General features: G+C 71.4%; 16 protein-coding genes. 12 read left to right on the top strand and 4 right to left on the bottom strand.

The genetic code is table 11. The features are described from left to right. Window positions 1-69: 69 nt before the first annotated feature. Complete coding sequence (locus KME80_RS09970) at window positions 70-1,050, top strand: alpha/beta hydrolase family protein (protein WP_219503062.1); 981 nt, start codon at window positions 70-72, stop codon at window positions 1,048-1,050. Between the two features lie 111 nt (window positions 1,051-1,161). Here KME80_RS09970 and KME80_RS09965 read toward each other — a convergent pair whose 3' ends face one another. Next, window positions 1,162-2,817: a bifunctional metallophosphatase/5'-nucleotidase gene (locus tag KME80_RS09965; RefSeq protein ID WP_219503059.1), complete on the bottom strand. Its 1,656-nt coding sequence runs from the start codon at window positions 2,815-2,817 to the stop codon at window positions 1,162-1,164. 178 nt (window positions 2,818-2,995) lie between these two features. Here KME80_RS09965 and KME80_RS09960 point away from each other — a divergent pair, with 178 nt between their 5' ends. From KME80_RS09960 to KME80_RS09930, 7 genes are read left to right on the top strand one after another with little or no spacing between them, the layout of a single operon-like run. Then, entirely contained in the window at window positions 2,996-3,880 is an 885-nt protein-coding gene (locus tag KME80_RS09960; protein ID WP_219503054.1) for a MurR/RpiR family transcriptional regulator, read from the top strand. A 12-nt stretch (window positions 3,881-3,892) separates the two neighbouring features. Further along, window positions 3,893-5,137, top strand: coding sequence for an ABC transporter substrate-binding protein (locus tag KME80_RS09955; protein WP_219503051.1), 1,245 nt, complete (start codon window positions 3,893-3,895; stop codon window positions 5,135-5,137). Beyond that, window positions 5,128-6,024, top strand: a complete 897-nt coding sequence (locus tag KME80_RS09950; protein ID WP_219503038.1) for a carbohydrate ABC transporter permease — start codon at window positions 5,128-5,130, stop codon at window positions 6,022-6,024. The genes KME80_RS09955 and KME80_RS09950 overlap by 10 nt, the downstream gene beginning before the upstream one ends. After that, the gene (locus tag KME80_RS09945; RefSeq protein ID WP_308125690.1) at window positions 6,021-6,830 is read left to right on the top strand and encodes a carbohydrate ABC transporter permease; all 810 of its coding nucleotides are present in this window, start codon (window positions 6,021-6,023) and stop codon (window positions 6,828-6,830) included. The genes KME80_RS09950 and KME80_RS09945 overlap by 4 nt, the downstream gene beginning before the upstream one ends. A 10-nt stretch (window positions 6,831-6,840) precedes the next feature. Beyond that, a complete protein-coding gene (locus KME80_RS09940) occupies window positions 6,841-7,587 on the top strand; it encodes a sugar isomerase domain-containing protein (RefSeq protein ID WP_219503036.1) in 747 nt (248 codons plus the stop codon). Continuing rightward, window positions 7,584-8,681: a hypothetical protein gene (locus KME80_RS09935; RefSeq protein ID WP_219503034.1), complete on the top strand. Its 1,098-nt coding sequence runs from the start codon at window positions 7,584-7,586 to the stop codon at window positions 8,679-8,681. The genes KME80_RS09940 and KME80_RS09935 overlap by 4 nt, the downstream gene beginning before the upstream one ends. After that, window positions 8,681-9,640 (top strand): N-acetylglucosamine kinase, encoded by a 960-nt coding sequence (locus KME80_RS09930; RefSeq protein ID WP_219503032.1) that lies wholly within the window; start codon window positions 8,681-8,683, stop codon window positions 9,638-9,640. The genes KME80_RS09935 and KME80_RS09930 overlap by 1 nt, the downstream gene beginning before the upstream one ends. Before the next feature lie 70 nt (window positions 9,641-9,710). Here the strand turns inward: KME80_RS09930 and KME80_RS50145 are convergent, their stop codons facing one another. Further along, window positions 9,711-10,139, bottom strand: coding sequence for an MmyB family transcriptional regulator (locus tag KME80_RS50145; RefSeq protein WP_281426920.1), 429 nt, complete (start codon window positions 10,137-10,139; stop codon window positions 9,711-9,713). A 57-nt stretch (window positions 10,140-10,196) separates the two neighbouring features. Next, window positions 10,197-13,397, bottom strand: a complete 3,201-nt coding sequence (locus KME80_RS09920) for an ATP-binding protein (protein ID WP_219503030.1) — start codon at window positions 13,395-13,397, stop codon at window positions 10,197-10,199. A gap of 131 nt (window positions 13,398-13,528) precedes the next feature. Here KME80_RS09920 and KME80_RS09915 point away from each other — a divergent pair, with 131 nt between their 5' ends. Then, on the top strand, window positions 13,529-14,839 hold the full coding sequence (locus KME80_RS09915; protein WP_219503027.1) for an FAD-binding oxidoreductase: 1,311 nt from the start codon (window positions 13,529-13,531) through the stop codon (window positions 14,837-14,839). A gap of 34 nt (window positions 14,840-14,873) precedes the next feature. Here the strand turns inward: KME80_RS09915 and KME80_RS09910 are convergent, their stop codons facing one another. Further along, window positions 14,874-15,365, bottom strand: a complete 492-nt coding sequence (locus KME80_RS09910) for a hypothetical protein (protein WP_219503024.1) — start codon at window positions 15,363-15,365, stop codon at window positions 14,874-14,876. 512 nt (window positions 15,366-15,877) lie between these two features. On the opposite strand from KME80_RS09910, the gene KME80_RS09905 reads away from it, so the two are divergent. From KME80_RS09905 to KME80_RS51755, 3 genes are all read left to right on the top strand, one after another. Then, the gene (locus tag KME80_RS09905; RefSeq protein WP_246644430.1) at window positions 15,878-16,456 is read left to right on the top strand and encodes a TetR/AcrR family transcriptional regulator; all 579 of its coding nucleotides are present in this window, start codon (window positions 15,878-15,880) and stop codon (window positions 16,454-16,456) included. Window positions 16,457-16,517: 61 nt separating this feature from the next. Further along, a complete protein-coding gene (locus tag KME80_RS09900; RefSeq protein WP_246644408.1) occupies window positions 16,518-17,291 on the top strand; it encodes an SDR family NAD(P)-dependent oxidoreductase in 774 nt (257 codons plus the stop codon). A gap of 718 nt (window positions 17,292-18,009) precedes the next feature. Beyond that, window positions 18,010-23,964, top strand: a complete 5,955-nt coding sequence (locus KME80_RS51755) for an RHS repeat domain-containing protein (protein WP_219503006.1) — start codon at window positions 18,010-18,012, stop codon at window positions 23,962-23,964. Window positions 23,965-23,969: the final 5 nt, after the last annotated feature.

The raw sequence follows: 23,969 nt of genomic DNA, 5'->3' as shown, positions 1-23,969 counted from the left end.
GCGACGGAAGGCGAAGGGCTCGCCGGGCCCTCCACCTGGGCAACGGGAACGATCCTCAAGGAGCACTCCATGGCACTCAACGACGCTGCGAAAGACCCGACGACATACGCTGCCGGCATCCCGGTGCCGGACCCCGAGCCCATCTTCTCGTACCACCCCGTCCTGATCGATGTCCCAGGGCGCCCCGTTCCGCTGGCGGTTCGCGTGACGGCTCCGGCCGTCGGCAGTGACCTGCCGGTCATCGTCTTCTCGCACGGACACGGCCCGTCGACCTTCGTCCCCTCCTTCTACGGATACGGTCCGCTCGTCAACTTCTGGGCCGCGCACGGCTTCGTCGTGATCCAGCCCACGCACCTCGACGCCACGTTCCTCGGCCTGCGGGAGGCCGGCGATCCGGATGCGCCGCTGTACCTGAAGTCGCGCGCCGACGATCTTCGCCAGGTCGTGGACCACCTCGGCGAGATCGAACGCGCCGTTCCGGGACTCGCTGGGCGCCTGGACCCAGGCCGCATCGCCGCTGTCGGTCACTCGGCCGGAGGCCACACCGTCGGCCTGGTCTCGGGACAGACCATCGCCGACACCAGCGACGGGTCGACGGTCGGAGCCGTCGACGACCGCTTCAGCGCCCGCGTCATGATCGCCGCTCCCGGCTGCGGCGAAGACCTGAACGGTCCCGCGGCGCAGCTCTACACCGCACTCACCAGCACCGGGTTCGACGGCATGACGCCCAAGGCGCTCATCGTCGTCGGCGAGAAGGACTGGAACCCCTTCTTCTCCGACCGGCAGGACTGGCGCAGCGACCCCTACGTCGCGGCGCCCGGGCCGAAGACCCGGCTGGAGATCTTCGACGCCGAGCACGGGTTCGGCGGCATCTCCACCTTCGACGCGGTCGAGACCACCGACGAGAACCCCGATCGGGTTGCCGCCGTACGCGCGCTCATCTGGGCCTACGTGCGGAGCGAGCTCTACCCCGATGATCCGGCCTGGACGCGGGCCACCGCAGCGCTCGACGGCAGCACCACCCCGATCGGACGCGTCGAGTCCAAGTAGACCCCTGCGTACGCTGACGTGCTGTACCGCGGGCCTCGCTCAGCGGGCCAATCCCGGCCGCCGTCGTGCCCCAGCCGTCGAGCTGACGCTTCCGGGCGGCCGGGCTGTCTGTCAGTTGAGGCGGGTGATGCGGCCCAGCGCCGGGGGCTGGAGCGGGCTGTTCGCGCGGATGTGGGCCTCCAGCGCCTCGATGTCGCGTACCTTCTCGACCCGGTCGGTGCCCTCGGTGAGCACGCTGAACCCGTCGCCGCCCTCGGCGATGAAGGAGTTCGCGGTCACCCGGTACTTCTCGGCAGGGCTGATCGTCGTGCCGTTGAGCTTGATGGTCGCCGGGTCGATCTTGTCGCAGGCGGGCCTGGCGTTGTCGTAGGTGAAGGTGAGCCCCTGGGAGACGCCGAGGACGCGGGGCGTGCCCTGGCCGCACCACTGCTGCTCCAGGAAGCGCTCGACCTGCGCACCGGTCAGAGTCATCGTCACGAGCATGTTGCCGAACTGCTGGACGCGGATCGCCTCCCCGTGAGTGACCAGGTTGGCCACGTCGTTGCCCATGGCCGAGGCGTACAGGTCGCCGCCGATGCCGCCGCCGTACGGGGGCTGGACGGCGATCTGGGCGCCGCCGGTCTCCGGGGACGAGGTGGCGGCGAGACGGGCGTCGGCGAGGGCGTGCCCGATCGTGGACTCCCCGGCGGCGTTGCGGCTCGCGGTGAGGTCACGGTGGATCATGCCGATGGGCCGGTCCATCAGCCGGTGGGCCTGCTCGTCGGCCCGGCGGCGCAGCGCGGCGATCCGCGCGTCGGGCCGGATGTCGTGGGTGGTGGTGGTGATGTTGTCGGCCTTCGCCGCGACCGGGTTGCCGGTGGCGCGGTCGACGGTGAGCTTGATCCGGGTGACCTCGCGGCCGAAGCCGGACGTCTGGGTGACGGGAATCCCGTTGATCACGCAGTTGTACGGGTTGTGCGTGTGGCCGGAGAACACGGCGTCGACCTCGGGGTCGAACTTGGCCACGATGTCCTTGACCGGGCCTGCCAGGTTGCCGCACGCGTTGGGCAGGCCGCCGCCGGTCTGGCCGCCGCCCTGGTGGAGCAGGACGACGACGGTGCGCACGCCCTTGGCCTTGAGTTCGCCGACGTAGGTGTTGACGGCTTCGGCCTCGTCGCGCCCTTCCAGCGGGGCGGTGGGGGAGGGAGCCTCGAACAGGGACCTCTTGTAGGTCACGCCGATGACGCCGACCTTGACGCCCTTCACCGTCTTGACGATGTAGGGGTCGAAGGCGGGCTTGCCGGTCGTGGTGTCGACGATGTTCGCCCCCAGGTAGGGGAAGGATGCGCCGGCGAAGCGGCCCAGCACGCAGCCGGTCGGGTGGCAGCCGCCGTTCTCCAGCCGGCGCAGCTCGGTCAGGCCGCGGTCGAACTCGTGGTTGCCGACGCTGGAGGCGTCCAGGCGCATGAGGGACAGCGCCTCGATGCCCGGCTCGTCGTGCATGACGGCGGAGGCGGGGCTGTTGATGATGTTGTCGCCTACCGCGAGCCGCAGCGTGCCGGTCGGGTTGTCGCGCTGGAGGCGGTCCAGGTGCGCCGCCAGGTATTCGGCTCCGCCGGCCTCGACCGGGCCGTCCGGCGTCATGGCGACGCTGGACGGCAGCGCCGAGTGGAAGTCGTTGATCCCGAGGAGCTGGATGTCGACCGTGTCGGTCGTGGCGGCGGTGGCGGCCTGGACGGGCAGCAGGGCTGTTCCGCCCAGCAGCAGCGTGGTGAGCAGGTTACGCATGTGCGTCCCTTCGGGGGGTGTCTGTCGCGGGGCGAGCGTAGCCACGCCTCCGCGAAAAAGTAAAGACTCCCGTAGATGGGTGTAGGTCAGGGGAATTATTAACACGACCATCCGTCCCGACCCAGCTCACTCTGGTGAACTATTGACATACAGAACATGGATGGAGCAAATTTCTCCCATGGCCGAGCCGGCAGAGAACTATTCCTCCATCCTCACCCGCATCCGTGGCGTCGAGCCCACGCTGACCGCCGCCCACCGGCGCATCGCCGAGATGATCCTCGCCGAGCCCGCCGCCGTGGCCGCGTCCACCATCACCGAGCTGGCCGAACGCTGCGCCACCTCGCTGACCACCATCACCCGGTTCTGCCGCGAGCTGGGGCTGGCCGGCTACCCCGAGCTCCGGCTGGCGCTCGCCGCCGAACAGGGCCGGACGAACGCCAATCCGCGCGATACGGCGCTCATCGCCTTCTCTCCCGACGACCCGGCGAGCGTGGTGCTGCGCAGCCTGCTGGCCAGCGACGTGCGCGCCATGGAGGAGACCGCGGCGCACCTGGACGTCACCGCCGTGGACCGGGCGGTCTCCGCTCTCGTGCGGGCCAGGTTCATCGACTTCTTCGCGGTCGCGGGCAGCGCCGGCGTCGCCATGGACCTGCACCTCAGGCTGCACGCCATCGGCCGGCCGTGCGCGTTGTGGACCGACGTGCACAACGCCGTCTGCAGCGCCAACGCGCGAGACCATCGCGACGTGGCAGTCGGCATCTCCCACTCCGGCACCACGGCCGAGGTCGTCGAGCCGCTGACCATCGCCAAGGAGCGCGGCGCCACCACCATCGCCGTCACCAACTTCCCCCGCAGCCCGCTCGGCGAGGTCGCCGACGTCGTCCTGACCACCGCGGCGCGCGACACCCCCTTCCGTGCCGGAGGAGTGGCCGCCCGCCACTCCCAGATGCTCGTCCTGGACTGCCTGTACATCGGCGTGGTCCAGCGCACCCACGAGACCAGTGACCAGTTGCTGACCGCCGCCACGGAGGCGGTGGCCAAGCACCGCCTGCCCCAACGCTGACCAGGAGCCTTCATGCGTCTGGCCCCCCTTGCCGCCGCCGTCCTGCTGTCGGTCGCCGCCTGCGCGCCCAGCTCGCCCTCGACCCCCGCCCAGTCCCAGGACAAGGTCACCCTGTCCGTCTGGGGATGGGGCCCGGAGGAGAACTTCGACGAGATGTTCGCGGCGTACGAGAAGCTCAACCCGGGCGTCGACGTCGACGCCCGCTCCTTCACCACCTCCACCGAGTACGACACGATCCTCGCCACAGGGCTGGCCGGCGACAGCGGCCCCGACCTGGCCTGGCTGCGGGCCGGCCCCAAGATTCAGCCGCTCGTCGAGGCGGGCCGGCTGCTGCCGCTGGAAACCGCCGACATCCCCGGCCTCAAGGACTACGACGAGGACGTGCTGCGCTCCGCCAAGGGCGACAAGGACGGCAAGGTCTACGGGGTCCCGTTCGCCGTACAGACCCTACAAGTGATCTACAACAAGAAGATCTTCGCGGACAACGGCCTCACCCCGCCGCAGACCTGGGCCGACATGATCGCGGCCGCCGAGAAGCTGAAGGCCGAGGACATCGTCCCGTTCGCGTTCGGCGGCAAGGACGACTGGATGCTGCCCATCGTGGCCGGCATCTTCGGCACCGCCAACTGGGGCGGCGACGCCTTCCTCGACGACGTCCGGGCCAAGAAGAAGAAGTTCACCGACCCCGCGTTCGTCGCGGGCATCGACCAGCTCAACAAGCTCCGGCCCTACTTCCCCGACCACATGACGGGCGTCTCCTACACCGACGCGCAGATTCTCTTCTCGTCCGGCAAGGCGGCCATGTTCCCCGGCGGCCTGTGGGAGCTGAACTTCTTCACCGAGAACGCCAAGGACATCGACCTGGGCGTGTTCACCCCGCCCGCGCCCGGCGGCGGACCCGGCCTGATGCCCGGCTTCACCGACGGCTCGTACGGCATCAACGCCAAGACCAAGCACAAGGCGGAGGCGTTGAAGTTCGCCGCCTGGCTCGCCTCCAAGGAGTACGGCCAGCTCTACACCGACACGTTGCGGGTCTTCTCCGCCGTGCCGGGCGTCACGCCCACCGACCCGCTGCTCAAGGAGGTGTCCACCACCTTCGACAAGCAGGGTGCCACGTACTTCATGAACGAGTTCGCGTACGGCAACCCGTCCTCGCAGACCGTCTTCTCCAAGGCGCTGCAGGAGATGCTGCTGGGCCGCATCACCGCCGAGGAAGCGGCCGGGCAGCTCGACCAGAGCGTGGCCACATGGCTGTGAGCACCACCCGGCGGGGATCGTCGCACCTGTTCCTGATCCCCGCCTTCCTGCTGTACACGCTCTTCGTCATCTATCCGCTGCTCACCGGGCTGAGCTACAGCGTCTTCACCTGGAAGGGCACGCTCCGCGACACCTTCGCCGGGTTCGCCAACTACGTGCACCTGCTCACCGGCTCGTTCCTCGACCAGCTCCTGCCCGCGCTCGGCCACAACTTCCTGCTGTTCGCCGGCACCATGCTCGTGCAGAACACGCTCGGGCTGGCCCTGGCCCTCGCGCTGTCGCGGGCACGGCGGGGCAAGCGCGTCCTGCAGACGATGTTCGCCCTGCCGTACCTGGTCAACCCGCTCGTCATCGGCTACCTCTGGACCCTGCTGCTGAGCCCGACGTTCGGGCCGGTCAACGCGCTGCTGCGCGGCGCCGGGCTGGACGGGCTGGCGATGCCCTGGCTGGGCGATCCCGCCACCGCACTGCCGACCGTCATCGCGATCACCACCTGGCAGTGGGTCGGCTTCCCCATGCTGCTGTTCAGCGCCGCCCTCGGCGGCATCCCGCAGGAGTACGCCGAGGCGGCCACGACCGACGGGGCCAACGCGTGGCAGGTCTTCTGGCGCATCACGCTGCCGCTGCTGCGCCCCGCGATGGGCACCATCACGATCCTGAGCTTCATCGGCAGCATGAACACCTTCGCCCTGGTGTACGCGCTCGGCGGCTCCAACGGCGCGCCCGCGGGCGCCACCGACGTCCTGGGCCTGCTGTTCTACCGGGCGGCGTTCGCCTCGGGCGACGTCAACGCCATGGGCACCTCCTCCGCGCTGGCCGTCCTCATGTTCACCTTCATCTTCGGCTCGACCCTCCTGCTCGAACGCGTACTGAGGAGGAAGGCGTGAAAACCCTGTGGATCAAGCTGCTGCTGTGGGGTTACGCCGTCTTCTCCATGGCGCCCCTGGTCGTGATGCTGCTGAGCTCCTTCCGGCCGACCAGCGACATCTTCGACGACCCGATCGGGCTGCCCGCCGGGCCGGAGTTCGGCAACTACGTCAAGGCGTGGACCGAGGCGTCCTTCTCCACGTACGTCATCAACTCGCTGGTCGTCGTGGTGACGGCGGTGCTGCTCGGCGCCGCCGTGTCGCTGCTGGCCGCCTATCCGCTCGGCCGCAGGCGCTTCACCGGGCGCGGGCTGTTCACCGCCTACTTCATCTCCGGCATGACCCTGCCCGCGCACCTCGGCGTGCTGCCCCTGTTCTACCTGCTGGAGAGCATGGGGCTGATCGACTCGCTGCTCGGCCTGATCCTCGTCTACGCGGCCGGATCGGTCCCGTTCAACGTGTTCGTGCTGACCGCGTTCTTCCGGCAGCTTCCCGGCGAGCTCGACGAGGCCGCCTCGCTGGACGGGGCCGGGCCCCTGGCGACGTTCTGGCACGTGATGCTGCCCCTGGTGCGGCCCGCCATCGCGACCGTGATCGTCTTCCAGTTCGTACCCCTGTGGAATGACTTCTTCTACCCGCTCGTCCTGATGCGCGACGAGAGCAAGCTGACGCTGCCCGTCGGGCTCACCCACTTCTTCGGCGAGTTCCAGAACGACTGGGGGACGTTGTTCGCCGGGCTGGTGATGACGACGGTCCCCCTCGTCGTGCTCTTCGTCCTCGCCACCCGCCAGATCGTCGCCGGCCTCACCGCCGGCATGAACCGTTGAGGAGCACCCTGTGGACCTTGTGACAGCTTTCGCCGACGAGACGCGCGAACGCGTCGACGAACTTGTGGCGACCCAGTTGCCGGCCATCAGGCAGGCGGGCGCGCTGATCGCCGGCGCGGTGCGGGCAGGCGGGGTGGTCCACGCCTACGGCACCGGCCATTCCGAGGCCGCCGCGCTGGAGCTGGCCGGGCGCGCCGGCGGGCTGATCCCGGCCAACCGGCTCGCCCTGCGCGACCCCGTGGTGCTCGGCTCGGCCAAACCCGGCGACTTCGACCCGCTGGCCGAGCGCGATCCGGACACCGCCCACCAGGTGCTGGCCCTGCACACGATCGACCCCCGGGACGTCTTCGTGATCGCCTCCAACTCCGGCGGCAACGGCTCCACCGTGGAGATGGCGAAGCTGGTCAAGGAGCGCGCGCTGCCGCTCGTCGCGATCACGTCGATGGCGCACACGAGCGCGATCACCTCACGCCACCCGTCGGGCGAGAGGCTGTTCGAGCTGGCCGACGTCGTGATCGACAACCTCGCACCGTACGGCGACGCGGTCCTGCAGACCGAGCACGGCCCGGTGTGCGGCATCTCCTCGATCACCTCGGCGCTGGCCGTGCAGCTGATGGTCGCCGAGGCGATCGGCCTGCTGAGCGCGGCGGGGATGGTCCCGCCCACCTACCTGTCGGCCAACATCCCCGGCGCCGACGCGCACAACGACGCCCTTCAGGCCCGCTACGCCGGGCGCATCAGGATCGGTGCGCTGTGACGCTGACGATCGCGGCCTTCTGGCCACCGCCCCCGCACGAGACCACCGTGGCGCGCTACCGGCAGATCGCCGACGCGGGCGTCGACCTGGTCATCACCGGAAACTACCTCAACGACGCGATCTCCATCCGGCACGCGCTGAACTGCGCCGACGAGGCGGGGCTCGGCGTACTGGTCGCCTCCGACCCGAGGATCGAGGTGCTCATGCGCGACCTCGACCCCGGCGAGGAGCAGACCAGGGCGCTGATCGGGCGGGTGATCGACGACTACCGGGACCACCGCTCGTTCCGCGGCCTCAGCCTGATGGACGAGCCGACGCCTGACCGGTTCGGACGCCTGGCGATCGGCGTGTCGGCCGTGCGGTCGCGCGGCTTCCTGCCGTACGTCAACCTCTTCCCGAGCCACGCCACCGGCCCGTACGACGAGTACGTGGGCGGCTTCGTGTCGGCCGTCCGGCCCGCCCTGCTCTCCTTCGACCGCTACCCCTTCCTCTCCTCCGGCGACGACCCCGGCTACTTCGCCGATCTGGCCACGATCCGCGCCCACGCCGCCAAGGCCGAGGTGCCGGCCTGGATGTACGTCCAGACACTCGCCTACGACGGGCACCGCACGCCCACGGCCGCCGAGATCGCCTGGCAGGTCAACACCGCGCTGGCCTACGGCTACACCGGCATCCAGTACTTCACCTACTGGACGCCCGACCCCTCGCGAGGCGAAGGCTTCCGGCCGGCCCTGGTCGACGACGGGCGGCCCACCGAGCGCTACGCCGCGGTCCGCGAGCTGAACACCCGCTGGCTGCGACCGGTGGCGGAGGAGCTGGCGCGTCGGCCGTGGATCTCGGCCGGGCACACGGGCCCGCTCCCCGACGGCGCGCGCCCTCTCCGCGACGGTCTCGTCGCCTCGGGCGAGGTCGTCGCCGGCCGCTACGGCGAGCGGCACCTGTTCGTGTGCAACGCCCGCCACGACACCGCCACCACCGTCACGCTCGCCGCCCGGGCCTGCGCCTTCGACCCCGCCACCGGGTCCTACGACCCGTGCCCCGCCACCTTCACCCTCGACCCCGGCGCCGCCCGGCTGCTGCGGCGGGAATCCTGATGCTCTTCGCAGGCGTCGACGCGGGCGGCACCTCCACCCGCGTCGCCGTGCACACCGCGTCCGGCGCCAGAGTCGGGCACGGCACGGCCGACGGGGGCAACCCGGCCGCCCACGGGCCCGGCCCGGCAGGCGCGGCGATCGCGGCGGCCCTGCGCCAGGCGATCCACGCTCTCCCCGTCGCCGAGGTGACCGCGTCCGTGGCCGGGGTCGCCGGGGCCGACGACGCCTTCGCTCCCGTGCTCGACCGGATCTGGGCCGAGCACGGTCTGACCCACCGGCCCAGCCTGGTCAGCGACCTCACGGTCGCCTACGCCGCGGGCACACCCGCGCCGGCCGGCACGCTGCTGCTCGCGGGAACGGGGGCGGCCGCGGCCCGGTTCGCGAAGCGGGAGATCGACGGCGTGGCCGACGGGCTCGGGTGGCTGCTCGGGGACGAGGGCGGCGGCTTCTGGATCGGCCGGGCCGGGGTACGGGCCGCGGTCCGCGCCCTGGACGCCGGATCACCGCACGGCCCCCTCGCCGAGCTGGTCTCACAGCGGTTCGGCGCCTCCGGCCCGCCCCGGCGACGGGCCGACCACATCGTCCGAGCAGCGCAGGCGGACCGGATGGCGCTGGCGGCCAGCGCCCCACTGGTCGGGCAGGCGGCCGACCTGGGCGACCCCGACGCCCGCGCGATCGTCCACGAGGCCGCACGACGCCTGGTGGCCACGGCCCGCCGGGTACACCGCGCCGGACCGGTCGTGCTGGCGGGCGGAGTCCTGGCCAACGACGGCCCGGTCCGCAGAGCCGTCATGCGGTCACTGACCGGACCGGAGCCCGTACCGGCCATGGCGGAGGTGACCGGTCTGCGCACCGCCCGCGACGGGCCGGGCGCGGCGAGCTGGCTCGCCGCCCTCGAACACCTGGGAGACAGCCGGGCGCGGGCGGCACACCTGCGGTTCACCACCGCGGACGGATGACGGCTGGTCGCGGTGATCGTGGTCACCTGCCGCGTAGTCCTTCGACCGGACGATCTGCCCGCAGGTCACTTCAGGCCGTTGGCGGCGGTGTCCCGCTGGGGACGGAGCGGCCCGAGGGTGAGCGGCGTCCGGACCACATTGGGGGCTGCCCATCGCATCCCCGGACCTCGTTGACGCAACCCGGCCAGCAGGGGCACCGGACGGTAGCTCTCATCATCGAACGAGCCCCGGACTCGGCGGGAGCGTGCGGCAGGCCGGGGTCAGCCCTGGGCGCGAGCCGCCTGGCTGTGCGGCCGGACAGGGGCAGGTCGAGGGACTGGTAGGTCAGCTCCAGTTGGCCGACCTGGGGGTGCCACAGCCGTTCGGCGCCGTCGTGGCGGATGCGGACGTCGTGGGCGGCCCACCGGCTGCGGAACTCGGTGCTGAGGGTGGACAGCTCGCCGATGAGTTCGCGCAGGGCCCGGTCGTGGGGCTCGCGGCCGGCCTCGGCGCGCAGCAGTGCCGCGGTCGCGGCAGGCCGTCCTGATGGTGAATCCTGCGGGGATCGAGCCCGACCTCATCCTCGCCTTGTGCCCTTCAGCGCGTGTTGAGCGGCGCGTGTGTGCTCGCGGGCCGTCTCCGGCCGTCCCATGCGGTCGGCCAGCTCGGCGAGGACCTGATGGGTGGAGCCCCAGCACGCGCTGCCGATCCCGAGCACGACGAGCAGGTCGGCGGATGGCAGGAGCGTCTCGTACAGGTCGTGCGGCGAAGGGGTGCCGAGGCGGGCGGCGACGAGACCCCAGACGGGGGTGAGGAAGTCGGCGGTCCAGTCCTGCCTGATCCGGGCGCCCCACCGGGCGATCAGGTCGTGGGCGAGATCGGTCCGCCCGGATTCGGCGGCGGCGAGGATCGCGAGGGGCCGGACGGGCTCCAGATGGCGCTCCTCGGCCGCGGCCAGGAGGTCGTTCAGCACCGTGCCGCTCTCACCGTGGGCCCGGGCGCGGGAGTAGACGGTCGCCAGCCGCCGGTACGGCGCGCCCCACAGGCTGGAGCCGTACCGCGGCGACGCGTGCCCGGTCGCGAGCTGTTCCACCTGGTCCCAGTCGCCGTCGAGCATGTGGCGGCCGGTCTGCGCGATGCGCACCATCGCCTCCAGGTCCGGCCGCCGGTCGCGGTCGAGGAGGCGTTCGCAGCGGGCCAGCTCGCGGTCCCACTCGTCCAGCTCCGCCGTACGCAACAGGCAGGCCAGGCGGGTGACGCGGGCGACCAGTTCGGTGCTCGGCGACAGTCCCGGCAGCGCCGCCATCCGTTCGGCGACGGCCCGGCGCTCGTGGGTACGGCCGGGCACGAAGGCGGCGAGCAGGTGGTTGCTCAACGTCCGCGCCTGCAGCATGCGGTCGCCGGTCCGGCCGGCCAGGTCGATCGCCTGCGCGGTGAGGCGTTCGCCTTCGGCCTGCCTCGGGCCGTAGTGCAGCTCGACGCCGAGCGTGCCGAGCAGCCGGGCCCGGTCGTCGTCCGGGAGTGGCCCGTCGAGCAGACCTTCGAGGGCTGCCACGAGCCGCTCGTCGACCTGACCGTAGGGCCGCCAGTACCAGAGCGCGGGCGTGCCGAAGAAGCTCAGCGCGTCGATCATGGCGGTGCGGTCGCCGAGCCGGTCGGCCAGCTCGATGGCTTCGAGCAGGTCCCGCTCCGCGGCCTCGGCATCGCCGTTGGCGCGCCTGGCGTGCGCCTGGCCGATCAGCAGCCGGGCGCGGGTGGCCTGGTCGCCGGGCGGCAGGTGGGTCAGGGCGAGCTGCCAGAACTGCACGGCCTCGGTGTGGGCGAGCTGGCGGGCCGCGTGCTCCGCCGCGCGGGCGGCGTGCCGTACGGCGTCGGCGGCGCCGCCGACCTTGGCGGCCTGGGCGAAGTGGTGGGCCAGCGTGGCGGCTTCGGCGTCGGCGGTGTACGGCTCCAGCGCCCGCCCGACGCGCAGGTGCAGGCGGGCTCGCTCGACCCGGGACAGCTTGCCGTACAGCGCTTGGCGGACCAGGGCGTGGCCGAAGCGGTAGTCGGGTCCGTCGGCGGGCTCGGTCAGCAGTCCCGTCGCCACAGCCGGTTCCAGGGTGAGCATGACCTCCTCCGCCGATCTGGAGGTGACGGCCACGAGCGTCTCGACGTCGAGCTCGCGCCCCACGACCGCCCCGGCGCGCAGGAGCTCGCGGGTCTCCTCCGGCAGGCGGGCGACCCGGCGGTCGATCACGTCGCCCGCGCCCCTGGGCACGGCGGTGGGGTCGCGGCGCTCGCTCTGCCGCAGCCGCAACACCTCGCCGAGGTAGAACGGGTTGCCGCCGGTGCGCTCCAGCAGCGTGCCCGGTTCCTCGTCGAGGTTCCTGGCGCGCAGGTAGGCTGCGACTTCCTCCAGGGTGAACGAGGTCAGCTCCAGCCGGTCCGCCCCGTGCTGGCGGGCCAGCGCGGCGAGCGTGTCGCCCAGCTCTTGGGGGTGGTCGCCGGGCTCGGGACGGACGGTGACGACCGCCAGGACCGGGAGCCGCGAGAAGGGGCCGGCCGCGTAGGCGAGCAGCCGCAGCGAGGAGGCGTCGGCCCAGTGCAGGTCGTCCAGGATCACCAGGAGCGGCCAGGGGTCCTCGGTGAGGGCCGCGACGGCCTGTTCGAACCGGCCGTACAGGGTCGGTTCGAGGGCCTCACCCGACAGCGGCTCGCCCGCGTGGCCGCTCTGCCGGATGATCTGCGTCCAGGGCCAGAAGGCGGGAGCCGTACCCTCCGCGCAGCGCCCCCAGGCGACGCGGAAGCCGCGCGCCTGCGCCAGCTCGGCCGCGACCTGGGCGAGCCTGGACTTGCCGACGCCCGCCTCGCCCGTGACCAGGACGACGCCGCCCCGGCCCGCGCGGGTCTCGGCGAACCGGTGTTCCAGCACCGCGAGCTGGTCCGACCTGCCGATCAGCGTGGTCGTCGCGGGCGCGGGCGCCGGGGCGGGCGGGCTGGGCGGTTCAGGGGCAGGTGTGGCCGGGCGCAGCTCCGCCGTCTGGCCGAGCACGGCCTGTTCCAGGGCGCGCAGTTCGGGTCCCGGATCGAGTCCGAGATCCTCCGACAGCCGGTCCCGCACACGGCGCAGCGCCGCCAGCGCGTCGGCCTGGCGTCCGGAGCGGTAGAGGGCGAGCGCCAGCAGCGCCCATCCACGCTCGCGGTAGGGGCGTGCTTCGACGAGGTCGTGCAGGCCGGGGACGAGCGAGGCCGCCTCGCCGAGTGCGAGCCGCGCGTCGAAGCGGTCCTCCAGCGCCGCGGTCCGTACCTCGGCGAGCCGCGCCACGGTGGGCCGCGCGAACTCCTGGCCGGCGAACTCCCCGAGCGGATCGCCCGTCCACAGGGCCATGGCGTGGTCGAGGGCCGAGATCGCCTCCTGGTGCTCGCCGCGCGCCAGGGCCAGCCGCCCTTCCTCGGCGTACGAGACGAAGCGCCCGAGGTCCACCTGGCCGGGAGCGACGGCGAGCAGGTAGCCGGGCTCGCGGGTGAGAAGCACCCTCGGCGGGGTGCGCGCCGCCCGGCCGGGCTCCAGGATTCTGCGCAGGTGCGCGATGTACGCCTGCAGCGTGCGGGTGGCTCCGGCCGGTGGCTCGCCGGTCCAGAGCTCGTCGATCAGCCGGTCGAGCGAGACTACGCGACCCGGCTCCAGCGCCAGCATCGCCACGAGCGCCCGCTGCTTGCGCGTGCCCAGATCGTACGGCTCGCCGGAGGCGTCGGAGACCTGCACCGCACCGAACAACCGAAACGCCAGCATCATCCCACTTTGCCGATAGATTCCCCGAGGTCACAGCATATGCCGCCCGCCTCAACCGGACCTCAGCTCGACCCCAGCTCGACCCCAGCTCACCTGCGAGAGCCTTGCTCCAACGCCGACGAAGGGGATGCGACATGAACATCGGGGACGAACTGCGCAGTGTGGTCAGGGGCGCCGTGCTCGCGGCCGGGGACGACGGCTTCGAGCAGGCTCGCCGCCCGTGGAACCTGGCGGTGGAGCAGCCCGTCCGCGCGGTCGTGGAGGCCGCCGACGCCGACGACGTGGCGGCTTTGGTACGGCACGCGCGCCTGGCCGGTCTCACCGTCACCACCCAGCCGAACGGCCACGGCGCCAGCGGTGACGTGGACGACGTGATCCTGCTCCGCACCGGCAGGCTGGACGAGCTGGTGATCCGCCCGCAGGAACGGCGGGCCCGAGCGGGTGCCGGCGTGAGCTGGGGCCGGGTGCAGCAGGCGGCGAGCCGGCACGCGCTCACCGGACTGGCGGGCAGTTCCCCGGTGGTCAGCGTCACAGGCTACACGCTGGGCGGCGGTCTGAGCTGGTTCAGCCGCAAGCACGGGTTCGCCGCCTCCAGCGTGCGCGCCTTCGCCGTCGTCGACGCCGACGGTGCTCGTGCCCGGGTCGACGCCGACAGCGACCCCGACTTGTTCTGGGCCCTCCGTGGCGGCGGCGGTGACTTCGCGATCGTCACCGCCGTCGAGTTCGACCTGCACCCCGCTCCCGCCCTGTACGGCGGGCGGATGCTGTGGCCGGGCGACAAGGCCCGCGACGTCCTCGCGGCCTACCGGGAGATCACCGCCGACGCGCCCGAAGAGCTCACCGCCTGGTACGACCTCCTGCGCTTCCCCGGCGCCCCGCCCATGGTCGCCGTGGACGTGACTTTCCTCGGCTCGCAGGGGGACGCCGAACGGCTGCTCCGCCCGCTCGACAAGATCGACGGCGGGCTGTCGGACTCCCGCGCCATGATGGCCGTCGCCGACCTGCCCGCCATCACCGCGGAACCCACCGATCCCGGCGCCGGCCGCTCCCGGGCGGAACTGCTGACCGGGCTGGGACCGGAAGTCGCCGACGTGCTGCTGGAGCGGCCCATCGACCCGCTGCTCAGCGTGCAGCTCCGGCACCTGGGCGGCGCACTGGTCCGCCCCTCGGACACGGCCGCGGGCCACCTGGCCGAGCCGTACGCCCTCTACCTCTTCGGCCTGTCCCCCACCCCGGAGGCGGGCGCCGCCGTCACCGAACGGCAACGCGAACTCAGCACCTCGCTGCTGGCGCACACCAGCGGGCGCAAGCCGTACACCTTCCTCGGCCAGGGGGAACGCGCCGCGAGCGCCTTCACGGGCGCGACTCTGGCCCGCCTCCGCGACCTCAAGCATGCCCGCGACCCGCACGGGGTCTTCCGGAGCAACTTCCCAGTCCTCGCCTGAGCTCCCACCCCGTACTGCTCTCGGCCGAGGCCTGTCAGCCTGCCGCCGGGCTCTGCCCGCTGTCATGGCGAACCGTCCCGAGGGGGATGCAGTTGTCCGGGGTTCCGGTACGTACCCCCTCGCACAGTTGAGCCCGCGACAGGTCGGCCTTCTCCGGTACCAGTTGCCAGGCGCGGGTCCAGTACGGAGTGTCCGCCGCCAGGTCGCCGAACTGCTTGGAGACGCCGGTGCCGTACTCGGGGGAGTGCATGTCCTCTTCGGTGAAGTAGTTGGTCCCGTTGTCCATGCCACCACAGCCGACCTGACTGTTGGCGTCCTGGGCGGCCTTGCAGCCGTCGTAGTGAACCACCCAGTACGCCTGGGGATGCGGGGCTTTGAGGGGGCGTCCCGGAGCGCTGGTGACCTTCAACACGAGCTGGATGTAGGTCAGGCCCAGCGGCGCCGGGGATTGCGGAGCGTCGGGACTGAGCTGGGCGTCCACGATCTGAACGGAGTGCGGATAGGGCCCCTTCTTCACAGACAGCACCGGACCGCGTCCCTCGAACGAGGCACCCGATGGAGAGGGTGACGGGCTCGCCGTGGCAGGCGTCTCTGGCGTGACCGCCAGGTCGGGGGCAGACCGGTCCGGTTGCGCCCACCCTCCGCACGCAGCGAGAAGAGCACTGCAGGCGAGGGCAAGACCGCCTCGCGCCCACCGGACCAGGTGCATGCGTCCACCGTTCCCCATCGATCCTCCCATTGGCTGCAACGGGGTCGCGCTCCCAGCCACCCCCTTCTGATCTTGGAACACAGTAGCGAAAGCGGTTCTTCAGGCTTTAGAGGGGCATCTAATCTTCTTTCGTAATGATCTGTCCGTATCGGAGCCAGCGCCGCTATCCGATCCTGCCGGTGCTGGTCGCTCAGACGCGGTCGATCAGCTGGGCGAGGTCGGGGCGTTGTTCGATCAGGCGGTGCCGGCACGCGAGCCGCACGCCAAGGCCGAGTCTCCCCGTCCGGCCGATTTGAAACGACCATTACTAATGGAGTAGGTTGATCGTCATGTCCCGGGCGCGAGGCTTCGATGATGAGCAGGTGCTTGACGCCGCCATGGAGGCGTTCTGGGCCCGCGGGTACGCCTCCACGTCCGCGCAGGATCTGGTGGACTGCACCGGATTGGGGCGCAGCAGTCTCTACAACGCCTTCGCCAGCAAGCACCGGCTCTACGAGCTGGCACTGCGCCGATACCTCGAACGCAACACCGAGGCCGATATCGCACTGCTGGAGGAGTCCGGGCCGGTGAAGGAGCGCATCCGGCAGTTGATGCTGGGGGTGATCGATGCCGAACTCGGTGATCCCGGACGGCGGGGATGTCTGGCGGTGAACGCCGCGATCGAGCTGGCCGGCAAGGACGAGGCGGTCACCGCGCTGGTGCGGCGCATCTTCGCCCGCGTCGAGGAGGCGTTGGCGGCGGCCCTGGCGCGTGGTCAGCGAGATGGTGAGATCACGCGTGAGCGCAGTGCTGCCGCCCTGGCGAGGTTTGTGTTGAACGCCGTCTACGGGCTGCGGGTGCTCGGCAAGGCCGCCACCGACCGACAGCAACTGGAGGAGGTGGTGGACGCGACGATCGCCGCCCTGTGAGGCGGCCGCGGCTTTTTTATTTACCCTCGATTTGGAACGAACATTACAGATGGAGAGCGTCATGTCCCTGTCAGGAAAAGCAGTCGTGGTGACCGGAGCGAGCCAGGGAATCGGGCTGGCCATCGTCACCGACGCGATCGCCCAGGGCGCCCGGGTGGCGGGAGTGGCCCGCACGGCCAGGCCGGAGCTCAAGGCCACCGGAGCACATCCGATCGCGGTCGATCTGGCCACCGCCGAAGGCCCGGCCGAGGCGGTAGGCCAAGCCGCCGACGTCCTCGGCGGCATCGACGTGCTGATCAACAATGTGGGCGCTTTCGACGCGCGGCTCGAAGGGTTCGGCGCGATCACCGATGCCCAATGGCAGTACACGTTCGAGGTCAACTTCTTCTCCGCTGTACGCGCGATCCGCGCCGCCCTGCCGTCCCTGCTGGAACGCCAAGGAGCGATCGTGAACATCTCTTCGATCCGCGGACGCTTCCCCCAGCCCGCCACCGTCGATTACGGAGCTTCCAAGGCCGCGCTGACCAATCTGGGCAAGGCGCTGGCCGAGGAACTCGGGCCGCGCGGGGTGCGGATCAACACGGTCTCTCCCGGACCGACCCGCACTCCGGCCTGGGAGAGCGAGCACGGCATCGGCGCAACACTGGCAGCGGCCGGCGGCAGCACCGTCGCGGACTTCCTGACCGGCTTCCCGGCCAAGGCAGGCTTCAACACCGGGCGACTCACCGAACCCGACGAAGTCGCCGCACTCGTGCTGTTCCTGGCCTCCGGACAGGCCCGCAACATCAACGGCGCCGACTACGTCATCGACGGCGGCCAGTCCAAGACGGTCTGACAGGCCATGCCGACGACCCGGGCGCCGGCCGCCGAGCCCCAGCGCCCGGGGCGGAACCACCAGCCGAGCGCCTGTCCCCGAAACGCTGGGCCGCAGGCCGGGCAGTGGGAGCCTCGTCGGAGGCGTGGCCGGGCGCGCCTTGGCCATGCGCCGGTACGAGATGCTCGCGCCGCACCCGCACGAGGGAGTACCGCAAGGCGGCACGTGATCTGGCGCGAACCCGAACCGGACTGGCGCAAGAACAGGGGCCGGCACCCCGTCCGTGGCCGGCGTCTCCTGCGTGCTCGCCGACGGTGGAGGCAGTCGTGGGCATGCAGTGAGCGCGCTGCTTCCGCAGCCGGGCCGTCGACCTGGCGGCCCGGGCACCGCTCGCGGCCCGTAATTCGCCGACAACAACATGGGTGCGGCGACAGTAAACACATTTGAAAAGATATATACCCGTAATATCAGCTCCGCTGCCGAGACCTCCCGACCTTTTTAGAATTTGCCCTGTCGGCCCGCCTTGGCCGGTGAAACCCGTTCTGCAATGAGCTCTGCCCCATCATCGGTTCACCGGCGCAGGGAGGCTTCTGTGCGGGCAGGTAAAGCGTCGTTATGCGTGATAACGGTCGCCGTCACGGTGGCAAGCCTTTTGTCCGCCCCTCCGGCGTACTCGCTCCCGACGGTCAAGGGAGCACCGGATATCGGTGATGACCGGCCTCCGGTGCGGGGAGAGCGGGTGCCGGTTCGTCCGCGCACCACCGACTCAAGGGCGGGGGAGCGGGTGGCGCGGCCGCGGTGGCCGTCCGCGGGCGACGCCGCCGAACTGCGCGCGACGGGGAACGCCCGGGTGCGCGCCCTCGACAGAGGCGCCGCGGCGAAGGCCGGCGTAAGCGGGCTGCTGTTCACCGTGGACAGCGCGGGCCCGGCCGAAGTGCGCGTGTCCTATTCCGGGATCGGCGAAGCCTACGGCGGCTCCTATGGGTCTCGCCTCCGGCTCGTCCGGCTGCCTGACTGCGCGCTGACCAGCCCCGGCGCCGAAGCGTGCCGTGCCACCACTCCGGTGCCCGCGGAGAACGACGCCGAGTCCCGGACGCTGACCGCCGACGTCGCCGCCGGGTCGGCGGTGTTCGCCGTCCAGGCCGGTCCCGCGAGCGGGCTCGGCGACTATCGGGCCACACCGCTGGCTGAGGCGGCGACCTGGAGCGGTGGCGGGAACTCCGGCGACTTCAGCTGGTCCTACCCGTTGCGCGTGCCGCCGGTGCCGGGCGGACTGACGCCGCAGGCGGCGATCGGCTACTCCTCCGGCTCGGTGGACGGCCGGACCTCCAGCACCAACAACCAGTCCTCATGGGTGGGCGAAGGTTTCGCGCTGTGGCCGGGGTTCATCGAACGCAGCTACAAGGCGTGCGTGGACGACGGCGCCCCCAAGAGCAACGGCGTCGACCCGGGGGACCAGTGCTGGGCGTACGACAACGCGACCGTCACCTGGAACGGCAGGGGCGGTGAGCTCATCAAGGCAGCCGACGGCACGTGGCGGACGCGTGGCGACGACGGCACCCGGTTCGAGCGTCTCACCGGCGGGCCGAGCCGCGGCGGGGACGGCGACGACGACGGCGAGTACTGGAAGGCCACCACACCCGACGGCACCCAGTACTTCTTCGGCCGCGACCGGCTGCCCGGCTGGACCGCGGAACGGCCGCGCACCGGCTCGGTCTGGACGGCCCCGGTCTTCGGCAACCAGGCCGGCGAGCCGTGCCATGACCCGGCGGGGTTCGCGAAGTCGTCGTGCCGCCAGGCGTGGCGCTGGAACCTCGACCACGTCGTGGACACCCATGGCAACGCCATCACGTACTACTACGCCAAGGAGAGCAACCGGTACGGCCGCAACGTCTCCCTGACCGACGACGTCGCCTACGAGCGCGGCGGCCAGCTGAGTCGCATCGAGTACGGCCTGCGGTCCGACGACCTGTTCGCCCCGCCCCCGGCCAGGATGGTGTTCGGCACCGCGGAACGCTGCCTCCCGGACAGCGGCTTCGACTGCGCCCCCGCCAAGATCGCCAGCTCCCCGGACAGGTGGCCCGATGTGCCGTGGGACCAGAACTGCGCGGCGGGGTGCACCGCGAAGGGGCTGATCTCGCCGACCTTCTGGTCCCGTAAGCGGCTCGCCGACATCACCACGCAGGTCAGGCGGCCGGACGGCGGCTACCGCGACGTGGACACCTGGCGGCTGCGCTACAGGTGGGGAGACGCCGACGTGGATCGGCCGTTGCTGCTGGAAGGGATCGAGCACACGGGCAAGGCCACCGGCACGCCGGTGACGCTCCCCGAGGTCACCTTCAACCACGTCCAGATGAAGAACCGGATCGACCGCGTCGGCGACGACATCCCCCCGTTCGTCAAGTACCGGCTCGGCGCGATCTTCGACGCGTACGGCGGCCAGATCGAGGTCCAGTACTCCGGCGAGGACTGCACCCTGTCCGACCTGCCCGCCCCCGAGACCAACACCAGGCGGTGCTTCCCCGCCATCTGGCAGCCCGCAGGGCGCGACAGTCCGATCCGCGACTGGTTCCACAAGTACGTCGTGACGAAGGTGATCCGGTCGGACCGCACCGCCCGGTCGCCGGACATGGTCACCAGCTACCGCTATCTGGGCGGCGCGGCCTGGCACTTCGCCGACGACGACGGCCTGGCCAAGGCCAAGGAGAAGACCTGGTCGCAGTGGCGCGGCTACGGGCGGGTACAGGTCGGCACCGGTGGCGACGGCGAACCCCTCACCCTTGAGGAGAACCTGTATCTGCGGGGCATGGACGGCGACCGGCTCAACGCCTCCGGTGGCACCAAAGACGTCACCGTCTCCGACGGCGAGGGCGGCACGCACACCGATCACAACGCCCTGGCCGGGTTCGAGGTGAAGCGCACCGTCTACACCAGCCCGGGCGGATCCGTACACACCAAGACCGTCAACACGCCCTGGCAGCATCAGACCGCTTCCCGCGTCCGCTCCTGGGGCACCTCCAACGCGGTTCTCACCGGCACCGCCACCACCCGTACCTGGACCGCCGTGGACGGGGGCTTCTGGCGGGAAACCCGCACCGACACCGCGTACGACACCGTCACGGGTCTGCCGACCCAGCTGGACGACCAGGGCGACACCGCCCGCCAGGACGACGACCTGTGCACGCGCACGACGTACGCGATCAACGCCGCCGCCTGGATTCGCGACCGGCCCGCCCGGGTCGAGACCGTCGCCGCCCGCTGCGCCGCCACGCCCGCCCGGCCGGACGGCATCGTCTCCGACGTGCGCACCTTCTACGACGGAGGCGCCTTCGGGGCCGCGCCGGAGAAGGGGGACGCCACCCGGGTGGAGAAGATCGCAGAGTACGACGACGGCACACCTGTCTACGTGCCGTCCGCGCGCTCGGCGTACGACGGCCACGGACGAGTCACGGCCGTCACGGACGCGCTCGGCCGGACGACCCGGACCGCGTACACCGAGACGGCCGGACTGACCACCGGGATCACCACCACCGGACCGCCCGTCACCCCGGGCGACGCCGCATCCGCCCACGTCACGACCGAGACCCTCGACCCCGCGCACGGCGTGCCGGCCACGCGGACCGACCCGGCCGGCCGTACCACCAGCTTCGCCCACGACGCGCTGGGCCGCCTCACCAAGGTGTGGCTCCCCGGCCGCGCCACCACCGAGACCCCAGACGTCGAGCACGACTACGTCGTCGCCGAGGACGGCATCGCCACCGTCACCACCAAGGCCCTGGCACCTGGCGGAGGCCGCCAGGTGACCCAGGAGCTGTTCGACGGACTCCAACGCCCGCGCCAGCGGCAGACCGAGGGACCGGACGGCGGACGGCTCATCACCGACACGTTCTACGACAGCCGGGGCAACGTGGCCCGCACGTACGACCCCTACTACGCGGAGGGAGAGCCGCGGCCCGAGCTGTTCGGCGTCCAGACGCCCGGCGACGTCGAGTCGCAGTTCACGTACACCTACGACGGGCTGAACCGGGAGACCCTGCGCCGCTTCGTCGTCGGCGGCAACGACGTCCAGGAGAAGTGGCGTACCGTCACCGCCTATGGCGGCGACCGGGTGGCCGTGGATCCGCCCGATGGCGCCACCCCCACCGTCACCATCACCGACGCCCGGGGCCGTACCACGGCCCTGCGCCAGTATCAGGGCCCGTCACCGTCCGGCTCCTACCAGGAGACGACCTACACCTACAGGGCCGGCGGCGAGCCGGCCACGATGCGCGACCCCGCGGGCAACACCTGGTCCTATGCCTATGACCTGCGTGGCCGTACGACCAGGAGCGTCGCCCCGGACACCGGCACCCGCGTCACGACCTACGACGACCTGGACCGGCCGGTGACGACCACAGACGCCCGAGGCCGGACGCTCGTCCGGAAGTACGACGCGCTCGGCCGCAACACCGAGATCCGCGAGGGCTCCACCACCGGCACGCTGATCGCGGCCTGGACGTACGACACCCGGAGCAAGGGCGACCTCACCGAGCAGACCCGCCACTCCGAGGGGCGGGCCTACACCGAGCGCATCGACGCCTACGACCACGCGGGGCGCCCGGTGAAGTACACGGTCGTCGTTCCGCAGGAGGAAGGCGCACTGGCCGGAAACTACACCTTCACCACGGCCTACAACCCGGACGGCTCGGTCCGCAGCCGCGGCTACCCGGCGGCCGGCGGCCTGCCCGCCGAGAACGTGACGACCACCTACGACGAGCTGTCCCGGCCCACCCGGCTCACCGGCAGCCTCGGCACCTACGTCAGCGCCACCACGTACTCGGCGACCGGCGCCCCCCTGCAGTACGAGCTGAGCACGGGCGGCAAGAAGGTGTGGCAGACCTTCACCTACGAGCACGGCACCGGCCGCCTGGCCACCGCGCGCGCCGAACGCCAGGACGTGGCGGGCGCGGACAGGAACGCCACCTACACCTACGATCAGGCCGGAACCATCACCTCGATCGCGGACGTGTCCCGCTCGGGCACCGATACCCAGTGCTTCACCCATGACCATCTCCAGCGGCTCCTCCAGTCCTGGAGCCAGGCCACCACCGATTGCGCCGCCGCGCCGTCCGGCGCCGTCGTCGGCGGGCCCGCGCCGTACTGGCACAGCTACGCCTACGACGTGACCGGGAGCCGCACCCGGGAGGTCAGGCACGGGCTCGGAGGCCAGGCCGACACCATCCGTTCCTACGGCAACGCCCCCGCGGGCCAGGGCCACCGGCTGGACTCGATCGACCAGACCGGTGGCGCGGGCACCGGTGGCGAAAGCTTCGGCTACGACGCGGCGGGCAATCTCACCAGACACACGACCGGCACCGAGAACAAGACCTTCACCTGGGACGCCACCGGGTTCCTCAGCAAGGTCTCGGTGGACGACGCCGACACGTCCTTCGTCCACTCCGCCGGCGGGAAGCGGCTCATCCGCCGCGATCCCGGCGGCAGCACGCTCTACCTGCCCGGTATGGAGGTGCGCGCCTCGACGGCGTCCGCCGCCGCCCAGCCGTCGGCGGTCCGCTCCTACTCCCACAACGGCCGCACGCTGGCGACGCGCGCGGCCTCCGGCGTGAACTTCCTGGTGCCCGACCACCAGGGAACCGCGTTGATCACCGTCGACGCCGCCGACCAGACGCTCACCCAGCGGCGCTTCACCCCCTTCGGGGACGAGCGCGGCCAGGCCCCCGCCACCTGGCCGAACGAGAGGACTTTCGTCGGCGGAACCTCGGACGCGAGCACCGGCCTGACCCACCTCGGTGCCCGCGACTACGACCCGGAGACCGGCCGCTTCGTCTCCGTGGACCCGCTCCTGCTGGGCGACCCGCAACAGTCGCACGGGTACAGCTACGCCAACAACACCCCCGTCACCAGCAGCGACCCGAACGGCCTGGCGCCCTCCTGCGGTGGCGGGGGAGGCAAGGCGCGGCTGCTGTCCGACGACTGCGACGGCGACTACGTGCGCCCGCCCGGCGACTCCGACCGCGACTACCACCCCCGGCCGGGCCGCCCCGGCCGCCCCGGGCCCGGCCGTGGCGGCGGTGGCGGCGGCGGTGGCGGCGGCCACCAGGGCGGTGGCGGCGGCGGGGGATACCGGCCTCCGCCCATCGGCCCGGTCCGCGTGTGCTCCGGCTGGTGCGCGATCGGCGACAAGGTCGGCGACTTCCGTCCCGACATCGGCATCCCCGACCTGCCTGGCGTGCCCGGCCTGCCGTCGGTGCCCGGCATCCCGAAGCCCGGCTGCCAGGTCTTCATGCCCATCCCGTCCCTGCCGGGATGCGACAGCCCGGACCCCGGAGGCTGGGAGTGGAAGGGCAAGGGAGAGTGGGGCGGCTGGAAGTGCACCATCACCGGCTGCACCATCGTGCTGCCACGGCACATCGTGAAGATGCTGGATCAGTGGCTCAACAACGACGGCGTGGGCGACTTCGTATGGGCCGTACTCGGCTCGACCATGGCCGCGGCTTGCACTCTGGGATCGAAGAGAATTGAGGTCGGGATCGCCTGCGGCGTGCTGACGGCGATGATCGTCGACGAGTTCCAGGAACTGCTCCGCGACGCGGCGAAGAACGACCAGTGCGTGGGATTCCCCATTTACTCCCCGCCGCCGGGAAGACCCGGCTGGCCGGGCCGTACCTCTGATCCGTCCATCTGCCCGCCCTGACGAAC

This window comes from Nonomuraea ceibae (assembly GCF_019396325.1).
Taxonomy (GTDB): Bacteria; Actinomycetota; Actinomycetes; order Streptosporangiales; family Streptosporangiaceae; genus Nonomuraea; species Nonomuraea ceibae.
This window is presented reverse-complemented; position numbering and strand designations above follow the sequence as displayed.

Excerpts from the sequence above, each read along its gene's own strand:
- KME80_RS09970 (WP_219503062.1), top strand. The coding sequence starts at position 70 with ATGGCACTCAACGACGCTGCGAAAGACCCGACGACATACGCTGCCGGC.
- KME80_RS09965 (WP_219503059.1), bottom strand. The coding sequence starts at position 2,817 with ATGCGTAACCTGCTCACCACGCTGCTGCTGGGCGGAACAGCCCTGCTG.
- KME80_RS09960 (WP_219503054.1), top strand. The coding sequence starts at position 2,996 with ATGGCCGAGCCGGCAGAGAACTATTCCTCCATCCTCACCCGCATCCGT.
- KME80_RS09955 (WP_219503051.1), top strand. The coding sequence starts at position 3,893 with ATGCGTCTGGCCCCCCTTGCCGCCGCCGTCCTGCTGTCGGTCGCCGCC.
- KME80_RS09950 (WP_219503038.1), top strand. The coding sequence starts at position 5,128 with ATGGCTGTGAGCACCACCCGGCGGGGATCGTCGCACCTGTTCCTGATC.
- KME80_RS09930 (WP_219503032.1), top strand. The coding sequence starts at position 8,681 with ATGCTCTTCGCAGGCGTCGACGCGGGCGGCACCTCCACCCGCGTCGCC.
- KME80_RS09920 (WP_219503030.1), bottom strand. The coding sequence starts at position 13,397 with ATGATGCTGGCGTTTCGGTTGTTCGGTGCGGTGCAGGTCTCCGACGCC.
- KME80_RS09915 (WP_219503027.1), top strand. The coding sequence starts at position 13,529 with ATGAACATCGGGGACGAACTGCGCAGTGTGGTCAGGGGCGCCGTGCTC.
- KME80_RS09905 (WP_246644430.1), top strand. The coding sequence starts at position 15,878 with ATGTCCCGGGCGCGAGGCTTCGATGATGAGCAGGTGCTTGACGCCGCC.
- KME80_RS09900 (WP_246644408.1), top strand. The coding sequence starts at position 16,518 with ATGTCCCTGTCAGGAAAAGCAGTCGTGGTGACCGGAGCGAGCCAGGGA.